This window comes from Pseudomonas sp. P4_B3 (assembly GCF_056402295.1).
The window spans coordinates 1-19706 of sequence record NZ_JBFUHR010000042.1 but is presented as its reverse complement, the minus strand read 5'-3'; the positions used below and the strand labels follow the sequence as shown (position 1 = coordinate 19706).

Sequence of the window (19706 nt, the reverse complement as noted above, 5' to 3'; positions counted from 1 at the left end):
TCATGGTGCTGCAGGCCATGGCGCTGACGGTCATGGCGGCCCGGGGCGCGGCGACGCTGACCATGGTGGTATGGCCGGGAACAGAGGCCCAGGCAATGCGCGTGACAACGACGATGACCATGGTGGCATGGCCGGGAACAGAGGCCCGGGCAAAGCGCATGCCAACGACGATGACAACGATGCGGATAACGCCGCAGATGCAGCCAGGGAGGCCGCAGAAGATGCCAGGGACGCAGCCAGAAACGACGCAGATGTAGCCCGGGACGCTGCAAGGGCTGATGCAGATGCAGCCCGGGATGCTGCAAAAGCTGCTGGCGTACCGGACGCAGATGCAGCCCGGGACGCTGCCAGGGCCGCGGCAGATGCAGCCCGGGACGCCGCCAAGGCCGACGCAGATGCAGCCAGGAACGCTGCCAAAGTAGAGGCGAACGCAGCCAGAAAGGATGTGGCCGACGCCCCGGATTTCGACGCGGTTGAGGTGGAGAACTAAACCTGCACGTTCGGCAATGAACATGGCAGGCATACCGTAGAAAACGTCCCGGGAGCTTGAGGGACGTATTGGCAAAGAGTCGCAAGCCCTGAAGCGTCGTGGGGTTTGCGACTTTTTTTCGAAATCGTGTCGCGCGGTCAGAAACTGGCAGCAGTGTCAGTTGAATGAGTCTGGCTTGGTCTTGAGCGACCAATACCCGACCCGGTAGCAGATGACGAGGGCTCCGGTTACAGCGTGCCGATGCGGTCGAGTTCGCGCTTCAGCGCATCGCGGTCAAGTTGTGCAAACGGCAGGTCCAGAAATGCCCGGCAGCGTGTTTCGATGCGCGCCAGGGTAGAGTGGAACGCCGCCGATACCGTTGCTTCATCGCCCGTTATGTCCGATGGGTCTTCCAGGCCCCAATGGGCTTTCAATGCCGGTCCGAAGTACACGGGGCACGCCTCACCGGCAGCCTTGTCGCAGACTGTAATGACGATGTCTGGCGGGTTGGCTTCGAATGCGTCATTGCCTTTGCTGCTCAAGCCGCCGATGGCAATGCCGGCCTCTTGCAAGGTGCTCAGGCTGCGGGGCAGCACCTGTCCCTTGGGGAAGCTGCCGGCACTGATCGCCTGAAAGCCTTCCGGGGCGAGATGGTTGAACATGGCTTCGGACAGGATGCTGCGGCAGCTGTTGGCGGTACACATAAACAGAACACGCATGGTGATTCCTCTTTGCAGTCGCCCAGGGGCTAAACGCTCAGGCGCAAGGCCAGGGCAGACAAGGTGATGAGCAGAATCGGCAGCGTCAGAACCACGCCGACCCTGAAGTAGTAACCCCAGGTAATGCGGATACCCTTGCGCTCCAGAACATGCAGCCAGAGCAGGGTGGCCAGACTGCCGATGGGGGTGATCTTGGGGCCCAGATCAGAGCCGATGACATTGGCGTAGATCATGGCTTCACGGACCACGCCGGTGGCGTCACTGGCTTGAATCGACAGTGCGCCCACCAACACCGTAGGCATGTTGTTCATCCCCGATGACAGCAAAGCCGTGAGCAGACCGGTGCCCAATGCTGCGCCCCAGATGCCGAATTCGGCCATGTGGTTCAGCGCCATTGTCATGTAGGTGGTCAGCCCGGCATTTTTCAGCCCGTACACCACCAGGTACATGCCCAGCGAAAAGATCACCACCTGCCAGGGCGCTTCACGCAGCACCCGTCGCGTTGAAATCACATGCCCACGCGCAGCCACAGCGAACAGCATCGCGGCACAGACCGCTGCGATTGCACTGACTGGAATGCCCAAGGGTTCCAGCGCAAACAACCCGATCAACAACAGACCCAGAACCATCCAGCCGACGCGGAAGGTCAGGGGATCACGCACGGCGCGTCGCGGATCCAGCACGTCATCGAGAGAGTAGTGCCGGGGAATGTCACGCCGGAAAAACCGGTACAGCACCACGAGCGTGGTTGCCACGGCAACGACATTGACCGGCACCATGATGGCGGCGTATTCGCTGAAACCCAGGTCGAAGTAGTCGGCCGAAACGATGTTGACGAGGTTGGACACCACCAGGGGCAAGCTCGCCGTGTCGGCAATGAAACCGGCCGCCATGACGAACGCCAGGGTAGACGCTGGCGAAAAACGCAATGCGAACAGTATTGAAACGACGATGGGGGTCAGAATCAGGGCTGCACCGTCGTTGGCAAACAGAGCGGATACGCCGGCCCCCAGCAGTATCGTGAATACGAACAGGCGACGCCCGTCACCCTTGGCCCAGCGCGCCACATGCAAGGCGGCCCACTGGAAGAAGCCTGCCTCATCGAGCAACAGACTGATGATGATGAGCGAGATGAACGTCGCGGTGGCGTTCCAGACAATGCTCCACACCAGTGGAATATCGTCCAGCGTCACGACGCCTGCAAGCAGGGCCAGAATGGCACCCAGGGAGGCGCTCCAGCCGACGCCCAGCCCCTTGGGTTGCCAGATGACCAGGACCATGGTGAGCAGGAAAATGCTAAATGCAGTGAACATGCAGAGTCTCGATGAATGAAGGGTCAGCAGCAGGCGGAAGTGTTCAGCGGACGGTCGCCCATCGCGGCAAGGCGAGTGCTGTTTTGCGCAAGCCAGTCGGCGTTTGCCCGCAACGTCGCCTCGAGAACGTCGCGAACCCACGCGGGCAAATCGGGGTTAAGCCGGTAATACACCCATTGCCCTTGGCGGCGGTCGAGAAGCAGGCCACACCCGCGCAGCTGTGCAAGGTGGCGGGAAATTTTAGGCTGGCTGTCGTCGAGGGCGCAGACCAGCTCACAAACACATAACTCGCCTTCACGAGTGATGAGCAAGGTGGCCCGGACGCGGGTTTCGTCGGACAGGCATTTGAATACAGCGGCAGGGTTGAGCATTGGCGTGGCTCGATACATATGGTTATATGAATATACGTTTATCCATATGCTTCGTACAAGCCGCTCGGATTCGAGAGGGGGGGATTGCTCAGCCCGGCAAGGTTGCTCAGGTATGAGATAAACTTGGGCCCTTTCGGCACAAGACTCAGGAGAGGTGATGAATGGAATCGTTTAGCGTTCGCGAGCTGAAAAAGACTGACGCTCAAGCGTTGCTGGCATTCGAAGTCCATAACCGTGAATGGTTCGAATCCCATATTGATGCGCGCGACCCTGCTTTTTACTCGTTGCAGGGTGTCGCCGATCATATCGAAAGCTATTTGTCCGATTTTGCCAATGGCGCCTGGCACCCGTTTGTCATCGAGGATTCCAGTCAGAGAATCGTGGGGCGAGCCAATCTGAAAAGCATCGACTCATCGACGGGTTCTGCGCAAGTCGGCTATCGGATTGATCAGCGCGCGTGCGGGCAGGGGCTGGCCACGCTGGCGCTGAGGCATCTGATACAGGAAGCAAAGACGCGCTGGGGGCTTACGCAACTGGTTGCCTTTGCCTACAAGGAAAACGTGGGCTCGAGAAAAGTCCTTGATCGTTGCGGATTCCAACTGGAACAACCCTCCTGTAACGAAAATACGGGCAACGAAGACCGATTCGTCCTGTTGATCCAGATAAGATCCCTCAGCGATTCAGAGCGTCGGCAGCAGGTTGGTGACACCCCGGTCACTCCTGCTGCGCTTGACCCCATTTGTCATTTTTGTCCGTAAGGTCAATCCTTGATTTAGGTAGCATTTGTCAATGCAACGCTTTCTGAGCAGACGATTGTCTGGAAACCTTTGAACGACGATTTTGAGTAAGCCAGCTTTTACCATAATAGAACCGTCGACGCTGAGATATGCAGCTTCTTTGCCGCTTCCAGTATCGTATATCCCCTATTTTTTCTCGCTGTAGCTGCTCAGCGGTACTGGCCTGTATTAATACTTTTTCTCTTAAGTAAAAATTCGAAGGGAGGTCATCGATTCCTGGGTCAGTGACTGGTGAAATGCCAAATGCTGCAAGCGTTTTAACTATCGATGTGCGGCTGCAGCTGCAGCCCAATCATTTTTTAGCTTCGGTTACACTCACGTATTTATTTTTGATTTTTTTCGAGCACTATTATTGTCAGTAAGGTACTCGCATCCTTTGCATTTTCGCCGCATATAGGTAAGTAACCGCGCCTTTATCAAGTGGCGTACCACGCTCTCACATATACCGGGAAACTCTGCTACCACGTGGGTGGGTACCAATTTTCTGGGGGGTGGAGTGTATCGGGCTAAAGGGGGGGGCGGCGGGCAGATGCTGTTTTATCTCGCTGTTGGCCAACGCGAATAACCCATTCGATGATCGAACGACTAGTTTGGGTATTTATAAGATGACGACGAAGGGCACGGTCCTCGAATTCAAGCTGAGGTGTCTTCAATCGTTTGAGGGTTTTGCGAATTTGTTGAGTTGAAATCCGGGATTGAGCGGATAGACGCTGAATCGACATGAGATTCTCAGAGAGTTATTTCACGTCTCTTGGTTCAAAAAAAGACCTTGCGACCCCACCCCTTGGTGGGTGTCAATAGGCGCTCCTTGACTGCGGTTTTTCTCACGGCAACTGTTTGCGCACCTCAACTCCGTGCGCGCGAGACGTATCTTGATACAAACTTCCCGTTGCGCTAGTGCAATAACCAATGTTTTTGTATTTAAAAAATCTATGGAGTGGAGTGAAGAGTGGTGTGTATAAAAAAATCTTCAAAATTTTTGTTGTTGGCTGCTTGTCTTGCGACTTTTTCAAGCGGGGTGTTGGCGGGTGCTAAAGGTAGTGTTGTTGAGGAGAAGGGCTGGAAAAGTGTCTTTGATAAATTCAACACTAATGGCACTATTATTGTCAAAGATGAACGGGGCAATCAAAGTAAAACATTCATCTACAACAAGGAGCGCTCGATAGAGCGTTTTACACCCGCTTCAACTTTTAAAATACCTCATACGCTATTCGCTCTTGATTCTGGCGTTGTTCATGATGAGTTTCAGGTCTTTAAATGGGACGGAGAGAAACACGAAATTCTTTCCCATAATGCAGACCAAAATTTAAGATCTGCGATGAGGCACTCCGCCTTGTGGGTGTATCGTGGGTTTGCAAAAGAAATCGGCAAGGACAAAGCAACAAGTTACTTGCAAAGTATAAGCTACGGAAATCAAGATGCAAGCGTAAAAAAGCGTGATTACTGGGTTGACGGTGGGCTGGAAGTTTCAGCGCAGGAGCAGATCGATTTTCTTGAAAAGCTTTATAGGAATGAACTGCCTTTCAAGGTTGAGCACCAATTTTTGACAAAAGACATCATGGTGATTGAAGCAGGGCGTGAATGGATTATTCGCGCTAAAACCGGGCTTGGGAGCCAAGTAGGTTGGTGGGTCGGCTGGATAGAATGGCCAACAGGCCCGGTTTTCTTTGCTTTGAATATCGACACGCCTAATAGAATGGCCGATGCTCCCAAAAGAGAAGAAATTGGCAGGATGCTATTGAAGGCGGTTGGGGCATTACCTTCCGCTCAAGCGGTTGTCACTCAATAACTGATTTTTTCGTAAGCGATGACAGGGATGTCATCTTATATAAAATCACACTGAACTGATGATGGAGGTTGTTTTATGCCGAAATTACTGGGTAAAAGGCCACTGGCTATTTTGTGTCTCATGTCTTTTTTCACCGTGAACGCTGCACAAGCTGCGCAGGAGGGGGTTGTTCGTCACCGCGTCGCTAACTCAACTATTCCTGTCGCCGCTGCCGTTGAAGTACCTGGTTCCTTTTCAACGATATACCTGTCGGGGAAGCTTCCTCCGGTGCAAGATCCTCGCCAGAGTATCACTAGCCCGCTCGCTTATGGTGGGGACACAAAAGGGCAGACGATTGCAGTTTTTAAAGCGATAGAGAAAAGTCTGAACGATATTGGGCTGGGACTGGGCGATGTGGTCAAACTACAAGTGTTTTTGGTGGGTGACCCGGCCAAGAATAACAAAATGGATATGGAGGGCTTCATGGAAGGTTATGCGCAGTTTTTCGGAACAAAAGATCAGCCCAATGTACCCGCTCGCTCCGTACTGAAAATTGCTGGGTTACCCAATGACGCGTGGCGAGTAGAGATCGAAGCGGTGGCTTTGCGCCAAAAGACCTTGTAAATAGCGAAACATATAAGCCTTGAGTGTGAAAAAGTGCGTATTGGTCATTGGAGGGAGTCGCGGAATAGGTTTTGCGGTGGCACAATATTTTGCATCTCGTGGCATGGGCTTGATATTACTATCCAGAGATCTTGAAAGTCTAAAGCTCGCACGCTCAAGAATGGTTTCGGGCTACCCGGAAACTCTCGTAAAGACTCATGCAGTCGACATGAAGGATCCTGAGGCAATAGATAAAGAAATGGTGAAACTCCTCAGTGAGAATCCTTCTGTCGACATATTGGTTAACTCCGCGAGAGTATTGGTGGTTGGTCAGGCTTCATCTATGCAAGCAATAAATGTTGTTTCAATGATTTTAGCGCGGGAAACGGCGCATCTATAGTTTTATGGCGTTTGGGGAACTCAGTTGTAGTTTGTGGCGACGGGAGGCGATGCGATACGATGTCTGTCAGCTATAGTTTGTCTTGTGTCTGATGTGTGATTGCTTAGATTGGAGTGTTATTTTTCATTTTGCTGATTTGCGGCRCAGCTCCGCCTTTCAGGCGGATTTTATCCGCCGCCCGTTGTAAATGTGACAAATGGCGCTTGATCTTCAGCCACCTCTTTCCAGCTGTCATCCGGATCAAAACGCTTCATCGATTTCGCCAGTTTTTCACCACCTGGCCCCAGGTCTTTCTCGAACACCTGTCCTTCATGACTGATCATGAAACTCATCACGCCGGTGTCATCGTATTTCGCCGGCCAGGCGATCAGGGCAAAGCCCCGGCTCATCTTGTCACCGATGAGGTAGCTGTAGGTGCCACCCGGCGCCGAAGGGCCCTGGCCATCAAGGATGCGGAAGCGGTAACCATGCCACTCTTCGTCGGCAATGGCTTTGCCGAATGAAGGCCCCAGCGGGCTGATCTGGCCGCTGTCGTCTTCCGCCCAGTAGAGTCCATCGTGCTTGCCGGGGGTGCTGAAGATTTTCTGCGCGTACTCGAGTGCGCCATCACCGTCTCGATCGACTGACGCATAGTCCATCTGGGCGTCGTGATAGGCCAGCACCGATTGCACCGCGGCCAGTTCGTTGCGGCCGATTTGACGGGCACGGATCTCGGCACTGCCGGCCTTCAGGTCGAAGCGCCAACCGTTCGCGTCTTTTGTCATGGGGATGGGCAGTGTCCAGTTCTTGCTGCCGACCGCAAGGACTGCCTTGCGCTCGCTGGAGTTTTCTATGTGATGTTGCTCGCGGTATTGCTGCAAAAACGCATCCACATCTTCGCGCTGCACGCCTTCACGCGGGATGTAACTGTGCCAGTCACTGCCCAGCAGCTCCGTCAGGCGTGCCTGGTCGGAGTGTTCCGTGCCCAGTGCTTCGACAAAGGCTTCAGCGGCTTTTTCTGGCGTTGGAAAGGCCTGCTGCGCCGTCGCCATGCACGACCACAACAAGCCGGCAGCTATCGCAAGGACATGAGGGAGCAAGCCCATGAGTCCCTTCACTCGAGGTTGGTTTTTCAACGACGACCCCCCCTTTGACGCGCTGGTGGATTGGACGGCCGACTGACCTGGTGACCGGCCGATCGCGCGGCACTTGGGCGTTGGGCGGATGCCTGGCTGGCCCGGCCACGATTGGCCTGGACGTTGGCCTGGGACGGTGAACGTGCACCGGCGAAGGCGTTGTTGCGGGCACTGCCGGTACTGGCGGCCGGCCGTTGATTCGCCGTTTGACGCGTCTGCGCCTGGCCCTCTCTGCGCTGATTCAGCTGAGCGCTCTGGTCCCTGGGTTGCTGATTGACTTGAGAGGCCTGTTTGCGGAGTTGCTGATTCTCCCGGGTGTTTCTGGCCGGGCCCTGGCCTCTGTCAGCCGCCTTTGGCCTGTCTGCACCGGCCTGTAGCCGATCTCCGCCCACGGTTGCGGACTGGAGTTGGCGCGTTTGATCACGGGCTTCGCGGTTGCTGGTGGCAGGTCGTTCGATACCGTGCTTGTCCATTGAGGTGCGGGCATTTTCACGGGCCTGGGCGCGTTGGGTATTGTCCCCGCGATAGGCCTCACGCTGACTGGCGCCGTTCAGTTGCCGACCGTACTGTGAGCGGCTCGCACTGTCTCGATAGGGCACGCCATTGCGGTGCACCGGGTTGTGTTGCCATTTGTTGTTGGTGATCCGGTTGTTGCCGTTGATGTTGTTGTAACGATTGACGTCGATGTCGACGTCGTTATTGCCCCAGTCACATTCACCCCACAACGATCCTACGATCGCCACACCAGCGCCAAACGCGAGTCCGGCCATCAGGGCCTGACCAGGGTAATAGGCCGGTGGCGGTGGATAGTACGCAGGCGGCGACGCCGGGTAGGGCCAGGTGCCGTAGGTGGTTGTCGGGTTATACGTGGGGACGTACACCACCTGCGGATCGGCAGGCTGAATGATGATGGTGGAGTTGCTGGCCGGGGCCGATTCAGGGGCCGGTGCCGCAGTCGTGGTCGCCGGTGCTGGCGCCGCGACATTCTGGATCGTCACGTTCTGATATTGGTTGCTCTGCAGATTGCCGGCTGCCTGTGCCTGGCGACGCAAGCGTTGCGCGCTTTCCATGACATCGTCGGGCTGCGCCAGGAAGGCATCACCCAGGCGTTGGACCCAGACGGGATCCTGTCCCAGCGTTGCCAGAACCTGCGGGAAGGCGACCAGTGCCTGCACGCTCGGATCCCAGGGCTGGTTCGCCACCTTTTTGACCGCATCGTCACCCTTGGCGTCCGGGTGCGCTTTGGACCAGATGACCGCCTCGCCGACTTCCCCGGGGTAGGTGGTGGCCATCAGTACCTGTGCAAACAGTGGGTCCGGGTAAAGCGCAATGGGCGCCAGCATCTGATCCAGCTGTTCCTGGGTAAACACGGGATCTTTGGCAGGCGCGGTGACGGGCACTGTATCGGTAGCGGGTGCCGGTGCGGCGGCGGTCGCATCTGCAGTCTGTGCCAGGCAGGAAGACCCACTCAAAAACAGTACGGCTGACAACGCGTAAAAAAATGGAATGCGCATTGCACCCCCTATGTGGTCAGGCAGGCTTGAAATGAGTGAGTCGATGCAGCAGAGGTGAAAGCTGACTTTGCAAGCCACAGAGTCCAGCTTCGTTGCCGCTTCCTAAGGGTAGCAGTTCATTTCAAAAATCAAGGTTGCCTTTAAAACGGTGTCACCCTGGTCACTGGGCGCTGGCATCGCTTTCGTGTTCTTCGGCGAATGCCATGAACACCTCCAGGTCCAGCACGTCCAGCTTGATCTGGGCGATGAACGCCGAGAAAGCCAGATTGGCCGCCAGTAGACGCAGGTCAGAGGCCCAGGCCGGAAGATAGACCGGGCCCTTGAGCCAGCCGGACTCGAACAGGGGCGCCAGGCGCACGGTGTCAGCCAGGCTGAGGCGCCCGGCAAACAAATGCCCCACCAGTTCCGGCCGGTTATCGCGGATTGCAATGCGCAGCAGGGTGTGGACGCCGAGCAATCCGGTCAGGTAAGCGGCATCCTTGGTGAACGCCGAACCGCCCCGCAGGTTGGCGCCGCGAAACACCCGTTGGGTGGAGCGGAAGGACTCCTCCTGCGACTGCCCGGCCGCCAGAAAGCCTTCGAACACCTGGATGAAGTCGGCACCCTCCAGCGCCTGCTGGACGGCGAGCACGCGCAGGGCCAGACGACGCAAACGATTGATGTCCATGCTGCCGGTGAACAGTTCGGCCAGGGTGGCAATGCCTTCCTGGGTCTGGGTCGTGCGGGGCGCCCCCAGGCCCAGGCTTATGAGGTTGGGCTGTCGCGCGCCGTTTTGTGCCGTGGCGACATGCACGAAGGCCTCGTGTTGCAACAGCTGGTTCTTGTCCAGCTCCGAGAACAGCGCGCTGGCCCGCAGGCGAATGCGGCTCGATCCGGCGATGGCCTTGGCGGCCAGGTTCGGATCGAGCACGACTGTGATCTGTCCGACGCCGAAGAAACGGTCCAGTTCCGGTTGTATCCAGGCGGCGAATGCCTTGGCCGGAATCTCGGCCGGGCTCGGTAGAATTCGCGCACCGCCCAGCAGGGCGTCAGTGGTCTTGAGAAAGAAGCGGGCCGCGTCGAGCATGCTCAGTTGCAGGCGCGAGTAATAGAAATCCGGGCGCCGGTACAGCGCTGACGAATATTGCGTAAAGGCGGGAGTGCCAATGGCCCCCAGCATGTGCCCGGCGGTGGCATAGCTGCGGGCGGTCATGGCGAGGAAGTTCCCGGCCGGATGCCCCACATCGCAGCGGCTGATAAAGGATTCAAGGGCGGCGATGTCAGCGCTGTGGTCGCGGGGCTGCAGCTCGACATCGGGTAACTCCGCACGCCCGCTGCGCCATTTCGCCAGGAAGTCTTCCTCGACCCCATCCGGCCAGGACAGGGCATCCAGCACGCGGATCTTGCGGGTCAGACCGGGCAGGGTGGCATCGAGTTCGGACAGGGCGGCGGCGCTCATGGATAGCTCCTTGAGGGACGAAATTACGTTACTAAAGCTTAGTCGTCGCGCGCGGTTACGTGCGTTTGCGAAGACAGGTACGCGGCCTCAGAGCAGGCTCCACGACACCCCGACGTACATCGCCATCCCCTCGCCGGGCGTGGAGCGTGCCGCGTCCAGCCCTTTGTCGTCGTAGCCCGGTGTGACCGTGGCGGCATAGTGCTTGTCGGTCAGGTTGCGCAGGTCCAGCCAGGTTTGCCAGTCGCCCTTGGGCGCGTTGTAGCCCAGTGTCGCACCGAAGATTGCGTAGGGATCGGCGTAGTAGCTGTTGGCATAATCGACCGCCACCTTGGATGCCCATTGCGTGTTGAACGCGGCAAAAAAGCCTTGCGGCCAGTCGTAGCGCAGTTCGCCCTGGTAATAGTGCATCGGCAGGCCCGGCAGGCGGTTGTCGCCGAAGTGGTCATCGTCGCGGTAGTGGAAGTCACTGAAGGTGTAGCTCTGGCGCAGGCTTAATTGGCCGCCATCGTCCGGCGACCAAAGAGGGCTCAGCAGGCTGGCTTCCACGCCCTGGTGCACGGTGGGGCTGGCGTTGAGTTCGTAGGGGGTGGTGGCGTTGGCATCCGGTAACACCGACAGCAGTTCATGGCGCACTTGGGCGTAGTACCAGGCCAGGCTCCACTGCCCCAACGTGCTGTCACCGCGGCCGCCGATTTCCAGGGTGGTGGCGGTCTGGTTTTGCAGCTTGACCGGATCACGCTGGGCGCCTGTGGCGGGGCCACTGCCTGCCGGGAATCGAATGCTGGAGCTATAGATCAGCGACCACGGGTGCGGTGCCTCGACCGAGCGACTGAGATTGCCGAACAGTTGCAGGTCAGGTGTCAGTTGATAACGCAGGCCCACGCGCGGGGCATAGTCCCAGTCGTGCAGGCTGGTCTTGCCACCACTTTGCGGGTAGGTGACATCGCTTTCACGGCGGGTGTAGATGGCAGCGAGGCCGGTGGTCAGCCACAGGTCGTCGGCGATTTCCAGGTCATTGCCCACATGCAGGACGGTGTCCGAGCCCTGGTAGGTGAAGTTGCGAATCAGCGTGCCCGGTGCGTAACCGGCGGTGTTGCCGGTGGGGATGCGCACGAACTCGCTGGCACCTGAGTTGGGCAGGTGTCTGGTCACTCGCAGGCCCAGCGTGCTTTGGCTTTGCAGGCCCCACAGCGTGTCGCGACGCTTGTAGTCGAACGTGCCGCTGACGTCCGTGTACGCCACCTGCAGGCGGTTGGGACCCTCACGCAAATCCATCGGGTAGTCGTGGTAGACAAGACCGGTCTGGATGCTCGAATCGTCATCGATGTACCAGGTGGTCTTGTTGCCGATAAAGGTGCTGCCCGGCTCATCGCGGCGGTCGTCCCGCACCACGTAGGCAGGGTTGGCCGCCCGTGGGTCATGCTCGATGGAGTGCTTGGTCACGCGCCCCGCGAGGTCGTTGTCGGTCTGGCGGTGGCGCAGGTAGAAGCGTGTTTCCAGGTTGGGGTTGAAGCGATAACCGAAGTTGGCGATGACACCCTGGCTCTCACTGGCCGTGTGGTCCTGGTAGCCGTCGGCGTTGGCATCGGTCATGGCCAGGTAGTAATCGAAGTCGCCGAGCACTTGCCCGGAACTGACCTGGCGCTGGAGGTAGCCGTGGCTGCCCGTTGCGTAGCGCACCTGCAGCAGCGGCGAGTCGTAGCCAGTGTGGCTGACGTAATCGATGGCCCCGCCCAACGCCAGGGCGCCCCGGTCGAACCCGTTGGCGCCGCGCAGCACTTCCACATGGTCGAGCCACAGCGGTTCCAGCAATTCATAGGGCGTGCCGCCGGGGCCGGTCAGCGGCAGACCGTCGAGCATGGTGTACAGCCCCGAGGCATGGGCGCCGGGTGCACGGTTGATGCCTGATCCGCGGATCGAGATCTTCACCCCTTCGTTGCCCGCCGACTGGGCGTAGATCCCCGGCTGGTAAGCCAGCACATCCTGATTGCTGGCCACGCGGCCCTGCAACGGGCGACGCATGTCGACCACATTGGTGCCGCCGGGCACCTGGGCCAGCCGCGCCATGGCGTCCTCGATCCCCTGGTCTTCGTCGCTCTGGTCCTCAGCCCCGATCAGCACTTGCCCCAGCTCCAGGCTCTGGGCCTCGGCCATGGCCGGACAAACAAGGGCCAGGCCCAGCAGCGCAGCGGGCAAGTATTCAGGCGGGGGCATGGGGGAAACTCCAGATGTACAGGAACGGGCAAAGAACAGTGCGACGCAAGAAAGAACGAAGGGAGCACATGGCAATCTTGCTTTTTGCACGCCAAGGGCAGGACGGCCGCGATGCAGCGCTACAACGGTTTACAGCATTCCGACGATGAGGGGGGATGCGGCATTCATCTGCCACAGGAATGACTGTTTCCAAATACGACGAAAGTTGTATGGAGGTCGGTTTCGGCACATGTTATTAGGCGCTTGTCTTGAAAACGCAACTGCTAATTTGTATCATTCGTTTTCAATTCAGCGAAGCAGGGAACGCAGCGCCCAAACAATAATAAGGTCAAGGCAATGCTCAAAATGCTTCTCGTATACGGTCATCTGCTCGCTACGTGTATTGCCCTGGGGAGGGTGTTGCAGGCGGATCACAAGCTTTGGAGCTGGCGCAAGGAAATACTGGACCAGGCGCGGCTCGAGTACCTTGATGAAACCCGGAAGATCGTCAGCCTCGCACTGCTGGGCCTTTGGGCAAGCGGATTGTTGCTGGTGCTCCAGGGTTACCTCAATGAAGGCGACGCGTATCTGCTCAATCAGAAACTCTGGGCCAAGGTGACTGTCGTCGCGCTGCTTAGCCTGAACGGTGCATTGTTGCATCGAGTTGGTTTCCCGCTGCTGCAAAAGGCTCCATTCGTCGCACTGCGCAGTGCAGGGCGCACGCGGCTTGCCTTGTTGGGTGCGCTTTCCATGAGCGGTTGGCTATTCGCCGCATTCCTGGGGGTGGCTCGAGCCTGGAATCACGTGTTGCCTTATCTGCATGTGATGGGCGCATTCGCCGCATTCTCGTTACTGGCTTGTTGCGTGGCACTTGCAGTCGCCGGTAGGGCGGGCAGTGTCGGTGCGCAAAAATCCTCGGTACCGGGGTAGCTATCGACGAAGCACGCCAAAATCCAAGCCCATGTCACCCCCGCATGGGCAACCCCCCCATCCCCATCCGTGTCCCCAGCCGTCGGTCGGCTTTCTCCTGCGCCGGTTGACCCGGAGCCAGAAAGGTCTAGTTTCAATGTGTGGGAAAAAATCCCACGCAATAAATTCAGGAGAAACTGTAAGTCAGACGGATTGCTCCAATGCCGCTTCCGGATTGCAACGCGTATTGCGTTGACACTGCTCGCGGTAAATCACCAGGAGAATGCACGATGAACACTTACCTGCTTTTCAAGAGAGGATTACTGGCACTGGCAATTGGTGGCGTCCTTTCGGCTTCCATGGTTTTGGTACCGGATTCCGTCTCCCATGACTCGAGTGCCTACGCCAAGGATGGTGGTGGTGGTGGTGGTGGTGGTGGTGGTGGCGGCAACGGTGGTGGCGGTGGCGGTCATGGTGGCAATAGTGGCCACGGCGGCAACAGTGGGAGTGGTGGCAACAGTGGTCACAGCGGCAGCGACCATGGGAATTCAGGCCATGCCGGTTCTGGAGCCTCGAACTCCGGTCGCGGTGGTACCCATGCAGAAGCCGGTGACGACCACGGCAACCACGCTCGCGGCGAAGCAGGTGACGACCACGGCAACCGCGCTCGCGGTGAGCCTGGTGATGATCACGGTGTCCACGTTGGCGGTGAGCCTGGTGATGACCACGGCGTCCACGTCGGTGGTGAGCCTGGTGATGACCGCGGTGTCCATGTCGGCGGTGAGCCTGGTGACGACCGCGGTGTCCATGTCGGCGGTGAACCCGACGACGACAGCCGGATCTGAAGCGTTTTGCGGCCTCATGCAAAACCCTGGGGACCGGTTTTGCACGAGGCGCGAAAAAAAATACGCGCGTGCGTTCATGGGATTATTTCCCACGTAGCTATACTGGGGTTATCTATCCAGGAATTCGCTGAATGCAATCGTCGACGCTGCCCACCTCGCTCCTCAAAGCCTTGCGACATGTCATGCGGCCGCTGGTGCGCCTGATGCTGCGCAAAGGCGTCACCTACCTGGTGTTTGTCGACCTGCTCAAGGAGGTTTTCGTCGAAGTGGCGGACCGTGAGTTCCGTCTGGGCGACAAGGCACCGACCGACAGCCGCATCAGCCTGCTCACCGGCGTGCATCGCAAGGATGTACGACGCTTGCGCAATACCAGCGACCCGGCTGCTTCCACGCTTCCGGAAAACATCACGTTCGGAGCGCAACTGATCAACGCCTGGGCCAACGCGCCCTTCTGCAACGACGCCGGTAAGCCACTGCCACTGCCTCGATTGGCCCGTGTCGGCGGCGACCGCTCCTTTGACGCCCTGGTGGCGAAGATCAGCACGGATATCAGGGCGCGGGTGGTGCTGGACGAGTGGCTGCGTCTGGGGGTCGTGCGCCTTGACGAAAAAGATCTCGTGCACCTCGAAGCCCAGGCTTTCGTGCCACAAAAGGGCTTCGATGAGAAAACCGCTTACCTGGGGCATAACCTGCACGATCATGCCTGCGCTGCGGTACACAACCTGAGCAGTGAAGGTCCGGCCTTTTTTGAACGCAGCGTGCACTATGACGCACTGGCCCCGATGAGCGTCGAGGCGTTGCGCGAGGCCGTTGCCAGCGAGGGAATGCAGGCCCTGTTGAGTTTCAACCGACTCGCCGCCGAACTGGAGTTCCGGGACCTGCCCAGCCTTGAACCACGCCAGCGCATCACGGTCGGATTGTACTTCTACACTGAAGCTTCCGATCCCGATTCACCAACGGCCCCTAAGCCATGACCGTCAATTTGCGCCTGATTCGTGCAATCGCCCTCACTCTGGGCCTCGGGCTTCCGATTGTGCTGCAAGCCGCCCCAGCCTGTGTCAGCCAGAATGACGCGGGCACCAGCGCAGTGCCAGTCATCCAGGCTCCGGGCGGTACCGGCGGCACGGGCGCAGCGCCTGGCGGCATGGGCGGTACCGGCATCGACACCGACAACGGCGGGATTGGCGGTACCGGTGCACCGCTGAAAAAACGCCCTGGCGGCATTGGCGGTACCGGTGCCATTGCAGGCGGCGTGGGTGGCACGGGCATCAGCAATGATAACGGAGGGATCGGTGGCACCGGCATTGTCGGCACCATCACCGGGTTCGCCTCGATCTGCGTCAATGGCGTGGAAGTGCACTTCAACAACAACGTCCCTGTCAGCGAGAACGGCGTTGCCACCACCAGTACCCACCTGGCAGTCGGCCAAGTGGTTGCCGTGGAAGCGTTCAACTCCCGGCGAGGTCTGGAGGCCGGGCGCATCTCTATCCTGCACGCCTACGAAGGCCCCTTGACAGCCCTGCCGCGCGCATCCATGCCCATGCGCGTCATGGGGCAACCGGTACGCCTGGCCAGCGGTGCTCAAGTCGCTCCCGGTCTGCGCCTGGGTGATCCCGTACGGGTCAGCGGGCTGCGCGATGCTCGTGGCGAAGTGGTGGCCAGCCGCATCGACCGGGCGCCGGGCCTCAAGGAAGCCAGTGCCATCGGCTCGGTGGATCGCAGCGGCTATCTCCAGGGGCTCAAACTCAGCAATCATTCAGGCGCGGCGCAGGAAATGCTGGTGCGCGGCCAGTGGTCCGGCCGCGAGCTGGACGTGACCCAAAGCCGCCCCGACCCGAGCCTGCCATTCATTGGCCGGGCACACAATGCAGTGATCGAGGGCCTGGTACAGGGCCGGCAGGACAGCCATTTGGTGGTTGGAGGCTTTAATGTGACGCTGGCGCACGACACCGTGTTTGTCGGTGTGCAGCCTTCAGAAATGGCGCTGGACCGACGCGTGCGGGTCAACGGCGTGTTTACCGGTGCGCGGGACGTGCAGGCAACGCGTATCGAATTGCCCCGCGAGCGCTCCGATTCGCCAGCCAGCAACCAACACGGGCGACTCCGGGGCAGCGAGCAAAAAACGGACGACTCAAGTGGCTCGGGCAATTCGGGCGGCTCCAACAGCTCCGGGAACTCGGGCAGTGACAGGAGCGGCCGCTCCGGGAGCGAGGGCGGCGTCGGCGAAGATACTCGCCACGGGGGCAATGACAGTCATGGCGGCGGCGACCAGAGGGAAAGCGTGGACAGGTCCGGCAAGTCAGAGCGTGTCGAGAAGGTCGAGCAACCCGACAAAGTCGACAAAGTCGATAGAGTCGAGAAGGTAGAGCAAGTCGAAAAAATCGAACGCCCAGAGAAGGGCGAGAAAGTAGAGCGACCAGAAAAAGTCGAGAAGGTGGAGAAAGTCGAAAAGGTCGAGAAAGTCGAGAAGGTTGAACCGGTTGAAAAAGTCGATCACTCCGGCAGGTCGGGTTAAACAGTGCTGTCATGATGCACTATCGTCATAAGTAACTAGGCTTGGTAAGTCACGCAACAAAGCATGCGTGTGAACTTCGATGACGCAAGACACGAGGTGAACATGGACCCCAAGCGCATCCTGCTCGTCGGTTGGCTTGCCAGCCTGGCCTTGCCGGCCCTGGCCGATACCTTCTCGACCTCGATCGGAACCGACTACTCTCGGGGCGACTATGGCACCGGTACAACTTCTGAAACCTGGTACGTCCCACTGGTGGGCAAATACCAGACCGGCCCCATGACCTACAAGCTCACTGTGCCCTGGCTGCGCATCACCAATCCTTCGGTCGGCCCTGATGGCGAGCCGTTGCCCGGTGGTTGCGGCAAAGTGGAAAGCGGTTTGGGTGACACTGTCGCCGGTGCCGATTATGCGGTGATTGACGGCAGCGTTGGCGGGCTGTTCGTGGACCTGATCGGCAAGGTCAAGTTGCCCACAGCCGACGAAGACAAGTGCCTGGGCACGGGCAAAACCGACTACTCCGCCCAGGTCGACGTCGCCAAAGCCTTCGGCCCTGTGACCGGGTTCGCCACTCTGGGCTGGAAAAAATTCGGCGACCCGTCGGGCTCCGACTTCGACAACCCGATATTCGCCGGCCTGGGCTTCGCCATGCCCGTGTTCGCGCGCACTGCGGCGGGCGTGTCCTACGATTGGCGGCAAAAGGTCGTTTCCACGGGCGACCAGATCAAGGAGCTCACCCTGTTCCTCACGCACAAGCTCAATCAGAACTGGAAGTTTCAGTTGTATGCCGTCAAGGGTTTTTCCGACGCCAGCCCGGATGGCGAGGCTGGACTGTTGTTCAGTCACACCTACTGATATCCACCTGTTTCCCTGCACTGATGCGTTTCACTGCCTCGGCCCAGGCCAGCGCGCGCTTTAGTCCTGATGTTCGGTCGTTGACACTCAGGCTGACAGCACTAATCTATTAGGTGTGGGAATATTTCCCACGCAACGATGCCGGCTGGCTCTGAGGGATCGTGCGGATACCGCAGTTGCTCTTGATTGCTGCAGATTTATGGCCGTGCCGGTTGGCTGGCCGCTCCAATGGGCGGCCGGGAACTCACTGGACATTGCGTTCGATACGGAGATGACGACGCAACTCCAAGCGGAGGTGCATCATGCTGCTCAAGAAATGTTTGTTGGCTCTGGCAATTGGCGGGGTCCTGTCGGCATCGACTGTCCTGGTGCCTGATTACATCAGTAGTTTCTCCACCGTGCATGCCAAAGATGGCGGTAGCGGCGGAGGCGGCGGCGGTGGTCACGGTGGCGGCGGAGGCGGTGGTGGTCACGGTGGCGGCAGTGGAGGCGGCGGCAGCGGAGGCTCTGGAGGCTCCGGAGGTGGTGGTGGTCACGGTGGCGGCGGTGGTTCCGGCAGTGGAGGCTCCGGAGGCGGTGGCCACGGTGGTGATGGCGGAGGCGGTCACGGTGGCAACGGCCACGGAGAGGGTGGCGATCATGGTGCTGCAGGCCATGGCGCTGACGGTCATGGCGGCCCGGGGCGCGGCGACGCTGACCATGGTGGTATGGCCGGGAACAGAGGCCCAGGCAATGCGCGTGACAACGACGATGACCATGGTGGCATGGCCGGGAACAGAGGCCCGGGCAAAGCGCATGCCAACGACGATGACAACGATGCGGATAACGCCGCAGATGCAGCCAGGGAAGCCGCAGAAGACGCCGGTGACGCTGCCAGGGAAGCCGCAGACGAAGCCAGAAACGACGCGGATGAGGCCAGGGACGCTGCCAGAAACGATGCGGACGCAGCCAGGGATGCTGCCAGAGCCAAGGCGGATGCAGCCCGGGATGCTGCCAAAGCTGCAGCAGATGCAGCCAGAGACGCTGCGAGAGCTGCTGGCGTACCGGGCGCAGATGCAGCCAGGGATGCCGCCAAGGCAGAAGCAGATGCAGCCAGAGATGCTGCCAGGGCTGCCGCAGATGCGGCCAGGAACGCTGCCAAAGTAGAGGCGAACGCTGCCAAAGTCGAGGCGAGAGAAGCCAGAGAGGCTGCCAAGGTCGAGGCGAAAGACGCCAGAGAGGCTGCCAAAGTCGAAGCGAAAGAAGCCAGAGAGGATGCCAAAGTCGAGGCGAAAGAAGCCAGAGAGGATGCGGCCGACGCCCCTGATGCCCCGGATGTCGACGTGGTTGAGGTAGAGAACTAACCCGCCCGTTCCGCAATGAACATGGCAGGCATATCCGAAGAAAACGTCCCGGGAGCTTGAGGGACGTATCGGCTATGAGTCGCAAACCCTGAATAGTCGCGGGGTTTGCGACTTCTTTTTGAAATCTGCCGCACGGTCCGAAATGCCGACGAGTATGTTGGCAGGGGCGGATCGAGCAGGACGGGTGTGGCGCTGTCATTGAATGTGGTGGCCTGGAACAGTGCTATCGCTGGGAGAGGGTGATGGGTGGCGTCCACGAAATAACAGGGGGGGCTTCAGTGACGACGTGGTCCGGGCTCTCTGCTGCCCCGATGCCTTATATAGACGCTGGAGGTTTTCATGGTGGCAACCCCGGGCGCTTTGGTAAGGAAGAAGAATTTTCAGGTGGAGGGGTTGACCACGTATTTTAATACTGTACTATTCGCCTCCCGCTAACGAGCAGCTTGATGTTGTTCTTGGCTTAAGTAGTTGATTTTGTTGAAAAATCAGAAACTTTTAAGGTTGCAAATTGAAAAGATGCGCTGTAAGATGCGCACCTCGGT

General features: G+C 58.9%; 17 protein-coding genes and 1 pseudogene. 10 read left to right on the top strand and 8 right to left on the bottom strand.

The window, feature by feature from the left end:
- The 4 genes from AC1DWG_RS30195 to AC1DWG_RS30180 form a co-directional block, all read right to left on the bottom strand.
- Positions 1–514 (bottom strand): hypothetical protein (locus tag AC1DWG_RS30195; protein WP_477788755.1); only part of this gene is annotated, 514 nt, incomplete at its 3' end.
- Between the two features lie 203 nt (positions 515–717).
- Entirely contained in the window at positions 718–1188 is a 471-nt protein-coding gene (locus tag AC1DWG_RS30190) for an arsenate reductase ArsC (RefSeq protein ID WP_477765515.1), read from the bottom strand.
- Between the two features lie 29 nt (positions 1189–1217).
- Positions 1218–2501: an arsenic transporter gene (locus AC1DWG_RS30185; RefSeq protein WP_477760764.1), complete on the bottom strand. Its 1284-nt coding sequence runs from the start codon at positions 2499–2501 to the stop codon at positions 1218–1220.
- Between the two features lie 23 nt (positions 2502–2524).
- The gene (locus AC1DWG_RS30180; protein WP_477756832.1) at positions 2525–2872 is read right to left on the bottom strand and encodes a metalloregulator ArsR/SmtB family transcription factor; all 348 of its coding nucleotides are present in this window, start codon (positions 2870–2872) and stop codon (positions 2525–2527) included.
- Positions 2873–3033: 161 nt separating this feature from the next.
- On the opposite strand from AC1DWG_RS30180, the pseudogene AC1DWG_RS30175 reads away from it, so the two are divergent.
- The 4 genes and pseudogenes from AC1DWG_RS30175 to AC1DWG_RS30160 form a co-directional block, all read left to right on the top strand.
- A pseudogene (locus AC1DWG_RS30175) lies at positions 3034–3531 on the top strand (GNAT family N-acetyltransferase); the annotation flags it as partial.
- A 1117-nt stretch (positions 3532–4648) separates the two neighbouring features.
- A complete protein-coding gene (gene blaOXA / locus AC1DWG_RS30170; RefSeq protein ID WP_477788757.1) occupies positions 4649–5458 on the top strand; it encodes a class D beta-lactamase in 810 nt (269 codons plus the stop codon).
- A 75-nt stretch (positions 5459–5533) separates the two neighbouring features.
- A complete protein-coding gene (locus tag AC1DWG_RS30165) occupies positions 5534–6061 on the top strand; it encodes a RidA family protein (protein ID WP_477765516.1) in 528 nt (175 codons plus the stop codon).
- Positions 6062–6086: 25 nt separating this feature from the next.
- Positions 6087–6440: an SDR family NAD(P)-dependent oxidoreductase gene (locus AC1DWG_RS30160; protein WP_477788756.1), complete on the top strand. Its 354-nt coding sequence runs from the start codon at positions 6087–6089 to the stop codon at positions 6438–6440.
- A gap of 167 nt (positions 6441–6607) precedes the next feature.
- Here AC1DWG_RS30160 and AC1DWG_RS30155 read toward each other — a convergent pair whose 3' ends face one another.
- From AC1DWG_RS30155 to AC1DWG_RS30140, 4 genes are all read right to left on the bottom strand, one after another.
- Positions 6608–7525 (bottom strand): DUF2950 domain-containing protein, encoded by a 918-nt coding sequence (locus tag AC1DWG_RS30155; RefSeq protein ID WP_477765517.1) that lies wholly within the window; start codon positions 7523–7525, stop codon positions 6608–6610.
- 26 nt (positions 7526–7551) lie between these two features.
- The gene (locus AC1DWG_RS30150; protein ID WP_477788754.1) at positions 7552–9069 is read right to left on the bottom strand and encodes a DUF3300 domain-containing protein; all 1518 of its coding nucleotides are present in this window, start codon (positions 9067–9069) and stop codon (positions 7552–7554) included.
- Positions 9070–9229: 160 nt separating this feature from the next.
- Positions 9230–10507, bottom strand: a complete 1278-nt coding sequence (locus AC1DWG_RS30145) for a flavohemoglobin expression-modulating QEGLA motif protein (RefSeq protein WP_477760766.1) — start codon at positions 10505–10507, stop codon at positions 9230–9232.
- A gap of 87 nt (positions 10508–10594) precedes the next feature.
- Positions 10595–12721: a TonB-dependent receptor family protein gene (locus AC1DWG_RS30140; protein ID WP_477760767.1), complete on the bottom strand. Its 2127-nt coding sequence runs from the start codon at positions 12719–12721 to the stop codon at positions 10595–10597.
- Between the two features lie 336 nt (positions 12722–13057).
- On the opposite strand from AC1DWG_RS30140, the gene AC1DWG_RS30135 reads away from it, so the two are divergent.
- From AC1DWG_RS30135 to AC1DWG_RS30110, 6 genes are all read left to right on the top strand, one after another.
- A complete protein-coding gene (locus AC1DWG_RS30135; RefSeq protein ID WP_477757051.1) occupies positions 13058–13630 on the top strand; it encodes a hypothetical protein in 573 nt (190 codons plus the stop codon).
- A gap of 269 nt (positions 13631–13899) precedes the next feature.
- On the top strand, positions 13900–14454 hold the full coding sequence (locus AC1DWG_RS30130) for a hypothetical protein (protein WP_477788753.1): 555 nt from the start codon (positions 13900–13902) through the stop codon (positions 14452–14454).
- 131 nt (positions 14455–14585) lie between these two features.
- Entirely contained in the window at positions 14586–15428 is an 843-nt protein-coding gene (locus AC1DWG_RS30125; protein ID WP_477760769.1) for a DUF6502 family protein, read from the top strand.
- Positions 15425–16969 carry a DUF5666 domain-containing protein gene (locus AC1DWG_RS30120; RefSeq protein ID WP_477765521.1) on the top strand — a complete coding sequence of 515 codons (1545 nt, stop codon included), beginning with the start codon at positions 15425–15427 and terminating at the stop codon, positions 16967–16969. The genes AC1DWG_RS30125 and AC1DWG_RS30120 overlap by 4 nt, the downstream gene beginning before the upstream one ends.
- 102 nt (positions 16970–17071) lie before the next feature.
- Complete coding sequence (locus AC1DWG_RS30115) at positions 17072–17821, top strand: hypothetical protein (RefSeq protein ID WP_477756540.1); 750 nt, start codon at positions 17072–17074, stop codon at positions 17819–17821.
- Positions 17822–18223: 402 nt separating this feature from the next.
- Positions 18224–18967 carry a hypothetical protein gene (locus tag AC1DWG_RS30110; RefSeq protein WP_477788752.1) on the top strand — a complete coding sequence of 248 codons (744 nt, stop codon included), beginning with the start codon at positions 18224–18226 and terminating at the stop codon, positions 18965–18967.
- Positions 18968–19706 lie beyond the last annotated feature (739 nt).